5 protein-coding genes are annotated in these 4,343 nt (G+C 64.6%); all 5 read left to right on the top strand.

Features of this window, described 5'->3' with window-relative positions; translation table 11 throughout:
* Nucleotides 1-42 precede the first annotated feature (42 nt).
* A complete protein-coding gene (locus VIR09_RS15245) occupies nt 43-1,131 on the top strand; it encodes an ABC transporter ATP-binding protein (protein WP_332013629.1) in 1,089 nt (362 codons plus the stop codon).
* Nucleotides 1,128-2,018: a carbohydrate ABC transporter permease gene (locus VIR09_RS15240; RefSeq protein ID WP_013394117.1), complete on the top strand. Its 891-nt coding sequence runs from the start codon at nt 1,128-1,130 to the stop codon at nt 2,016-2,018. The genes VIR09_RS15245 and VIR09_RS15240 overlap by 4 nt, the downstream gene beginning before the upstream one ends.
* A complete protein-coding gene (locus tag VIR09_RS15235) occupies nt 2,011-2,823 on the top strand; it encodes a carbohydrate ABC transporter permease (RefSeq protein WP_332013628.1) in 813 nt (270 codons plus the stop codon). Before VIR09_RS15240 ends, VIR09_RS15235 begins: the two co-directional genes overlap by 8 nt.
* A gap of 28 nt (nt 2,824-2,851) precedes the next feature.
* Nucleotides 2,852-3,160: a DUF2160 domain-containing protein gene (locus VIR09_RS15230; RefSeq protein WP_013394115.1), complete on the top strand. Its 309-nt coding sequence runs from the start codon at nt 2,852-2,854 to the stop codon at nt 3,158-3,160.
* A gap of 117 nt (nt 3,161-3,277) precedes the next feature.
* On the top strand, nt 3,278-4,343 hold a 1,066-nt coding region (locus tag VIR09_RS15225; protein WP_332013627.1), incomplete at its 3' end, for an ABC transporter substrate-binding protein.

Raw genomic sequence — 4,343 nt, 5'->3', positions numbered from 1 at the left:
GGCGGCGCCGCGGCAGCCGGCCGGTGCAGGGGAGGCGGCCTGATGGCACAGATCGAACTGGACCTGTCCCATTCCTACGTGGCCGATCCCAAGACCGACGAGGACTACGCCCTGTTGCCGCTGGCCTTCACCTTCAGGGATGGGGGGGCCTACGCCTTGCTGGGGCCGTCCGGCTGCGGCAAGACCACGCTGCTCAACTGCGTCTCGGGCCTGTTGCGGCCGTCGCACGGACGCATCCTGTTCGACGGCCAGGACGTCACGGACAAGACGCCGCAGGCGCGCAACATTGCCCAGGTATTCCAGTTCCCGGTGGTCTACGACACCATGACGGTGGCCGAGAACCTGGCGTTTCCGCTGCGCAACCGCGGCATGGCGCAGGATCTCATCCGCGAGCGCGTCGGGCGCATCGCCGAGATGCTGGAAATGTCCAACGTGCTGGACCGGCGCGCCAGCGGCCTGACCGCCGACGCCAAGCAGAAGATCTCGCTGGGGCGCGGACTGGTGCGCAGCGACGTGTCGGCGATCCTGTTCGACGAGCCGCTGACCGTCATCGACCCGCAGCTCAAATGGGAGCTGCGCCGCAAGCTCAAGGAAATCCACCACGAGTTCAAGCTGACGCTGATCTACGTGACGCACGACCAGACCGAGGCGCTGACCTTCGCCGACGAGGTGATGGTGATGGCGCGCGGCCGGGCCGTGCAGGTCGGCACCGCGGATGACCTGTTCCAGCGGCCGGAGCACACCTTCGTGGGCCATTTCATCGGCTCGCCGGGCATGAACTTCCTGCCGGCGCAGTGGCGCGACGGCGGGCTGGAGGTGGGCAAAAGCCGCGTCGCCGGGCTGCCGGAGGAGATGGCAGCCAAGCTGGACGGCGCGGGCCCGGTGAAGCTGGGGGTGCGCCCGGAATACCTGCGCATCACCGAGCCGGGCGCGTCCGGCGCCGTGCCCATGCGCGTGGACCGGGTGCAGGACGTGGGCACGTACACGCTGCTGGTGGCGGATTTCGAAGGCGCGCCGGTGCGGGCCAGGCTGGGCAGCAACATCGTTCCGGCCGCCGCCGGCGGCACGGTCTGGTTGTCTGTCGTGAATCCGCACACCTGCTTCTACCGCAACGAGGAGCTGATCCGATGAAACCCATAGATCACCGGGCCTGGTTCCTGGTCCTGCCCGTGGTGCTGTGCGTGGCGTTCTCGGCCATCCTGCCGCTGATGACCATCGTCAACTACTCGGTGCAGGACATCATTTCGCCCGAGCGCCGCGTCTTCGTCGGCACCGAGTGGTATGCCGCCGTGTTGCAGGACGAAGAGCTGCACGGCGCCCTGTTCCGCCAGATCGGTTTCTCGCTGGCGGTGCTGGCCATCGAGATTCCGCTGGGCATCCTGCTGGCCCTGTCCATGCCTGCCAGCGGCTGGCGCGCCTCCGCCGTGCTGGTGATCATCGCGCTATCGCTGCTGATTCCCTGGAACGTGGTCGGCACCATCTGGCAGGTGTTCGGCCGCACCGACATCGGCTTGCTGGGCGCCACGCTGTCCTGGCTGGGGGTCGACTACAACTACACCGGCAACGATTTCGACGCCTGGATCACGGTGCTGATCATGGACGTGTGGCATTGGACGCCGCTGGTGGCGCTGCTTTGCTACGCCGGCCTGCGCGCCATTCCGGACGCCTATTACCAGGCCGCCCGCATCGACGGCGCGTCGCGCCTGGCGGTGTTCCGCTACATCCAGCTGCCCAAGATGCGCGGCGTGCTCATGATCGCCGTGCTGCTGCGCTTCATGGACAGCTTCATGATCTATACCGAGCCCTTCGTGCTGACCGGCGGCGGGCCGGGCAATGCCACTACCTTCCTGTCGCAGTACCTGACCCAGAAGGCGGTGGGCCAGTTCGACCTGGGGCCGGCGGCTGCGTTCTCGATCGTCTATTTCCTGATCATCCTGCTCTTGTGTTTCATCCTCTACAACTGGATGCAACGCGCCGGCACCACTGGCGGCTTCGACGAGGAGCGCGCAAATGCGTGAGAAAAATTCCGCCTGGCGCGGCGTCTTCCTGACCCTGTACCTGGTCTTCGCCATCCTGCCGCTGTACTGGATGCTGAACATGTCGTTCAAGACCAATACCGAAATCGTCAGCTCCTTGACGCTGTGGCCGCGCGACTTCACCTTCGAGCACTACCGCACGATTTTCACGGACCCGGCCTGGTACTCGGGCTACATCAACTCGCTGATCTACGTGGTCATCAATACGGTGATCTCGCTGGCGGTGGCGCTGCCGGCGGCCTACGCGTTCTCGCGCTACCGCTTCATCGGCGACAAGCATGTGTTCTTCTGGCTGCTGACCAACCGCATGACGCCGCCCGCGGTGTTCCTGCTGCCGTTCTTCCAGCTTTACAGCTCCTTCGGCCTGATGGATACGCACCTGGCGGTGGCGCTGGCGCACCTGGTGTTCAACGTGCCGCTGGCGGTGTGGATCCTGGAGGGCTTCATGTCCGGCGTGCCGCGCGAAATCGACGAGACCGCCTATGTCGACGGCTATTCCTTTCCGCGCTTCTTCCTGACCATCTTCCTGCCGCTGATCAAGTCGGGCGTGGGCGTGGCGGCGTTCTTCTGCTTCATGTTCAGCTGGGTGGAGCTGCTGCTGGCGCGCACGCTGACCTCGGTCAACGCCAAGCCCATCGTCGCCACCATGACCCGCACCGTGTCGGCTTCCGGCATGGACTGGGGCGTGCTGGCGGCCGCCGGCGTGCTGACCATCGTGCCGGGCGGCATTGTGATCTGGTTCGTGCGGCATTACATCGCGAAGGGTTTCGCGATGGGCCGGGTGTAGGCGCAAGGGATACCGGGAGAGCGCGATCATGTTCAGCTGGATGGTATGGACCACGCCCGTCGCCGTGTTCTTTTCCTGCATCGTCCTGATGCTGGTCGGCATGACGGTCTGGGAATTGAAATCGCCCACGATGGAACGCAAGGGCTTCCTGCCCCTGCGCACCACCCGCGGCGACCGCCTGTTCATCGGCCTGATGGCCGCGGCCTGGCTCAACCTGGCATTCCTGGGGCTAGGCCAGAAGGCGGCGGAATGGTTTTCACTGGACGAGCCGCCATCGGTGTGGATCAGCTTCATCGCCTCCATGCTGCTGTTGGCATTCGTCATGCGGAAAGGCTGAAGAGGGGCGCCAGACCCCTCGGATATTCAAGAGGTAGTGGAAGGACTATCGGCCAGCGTCTTCCCCGGCCAGCGGTCCGCAGCAAACGATGGGGAAGATTTATCGAGGAGACAGGTCATGAAATTGCGCATGCACGCCATGGCGGCCGCTATCGCCCTGATCGGGACTTCGGCGGCCTGGGCCGGCGAACCGGAAGCGAAGAAGTGGGTCGATTCGGAGTTCCAGCCGTCATCGCTGTCCAAGGATCAGCAGATGGCCGAGATGAAATGGTTCATCGACGCCGCCGCCAAGCTCAAGGCTAAAGGGGTGAACGAAATCAGCGTGGTGTCCGAAACCATCACCACGCACGAGTACGAGTCCAAGACGCTGGCGAAGGCCTTCGCCGAGATCACCGGCATCAAGGTCAACCACGACCTGATCCAGGAAGGCGACGTGGTCGAGAAGCTGCAGACCTCCATGCAGTCCGGCAAGTCCATCTACGACGGCTGGATCTCCGATTCCGACCTGATCGGCACGCACTACCGCTACGGCGCCATCCTGCCGCTGTCGGACTACATGGCGGGCGCGGGCAAGGAATGGACCAATCCCAACCTGGACCTCAAGGATTTCATCGGCACCAAGTTCACCACCGCGCCCGACGGCAAGCTCTACCAGCTGCCCGACCAGCAGTTCGCCAACGTCTACTGGTTCCGCGCCGATTGGTTCGCGCGCCAGGACCTGAAGGACAAGTTCAAGGCCAAGTACGGTTACGAACTCGGTGTCCCCACCAACTGGTCCGCCTACGAGGACATCGCCGACTTCTTCTCCAACGACGTCAAGGAACTGGACGGCAAGAAGGTCTACGGCCACATGGACTACGGCAAGAAGGATCCGTCGCTGGGCTGGCGCTTCACCGACGCCTGGCTGTCCATGGCCGGCGCCGCCGACAAGGGCCTGCCCAACGGCATGCCGGTGGACGAATGGGGCATACGCGTGGCGGACGACAAGTGCACGCCGGTGGGCGCGTCGGTCTCCCGCGGCGGCGCCACCAACAGCCCGGCCGCGGTGTATGCGTTGACCAAGTACGTGGACTGGATGAAGAAGTACGCGCCCCAGCAGGCCATGGGCATGACCTTCTCGGAGTCCGGCCCTGTGCCGGCCCAGGGCCAGATCGCCCAGCAGATCTTCTGGTACACGGCCTTCA

Origin of the sequence: Achromobacter sp., assembly GCF_036567245.1 — a bacterium.
GTDB lineage: Bacteria > Pseudomonadota > Gammaproteobacteria > Burkholderiales > Burkholderiaceae_B > Achromobacter.
Note: the sequence above shows the minus strand (reverse complement) of the source record. Positions and strands in the feature narration are given on the sequence as shown.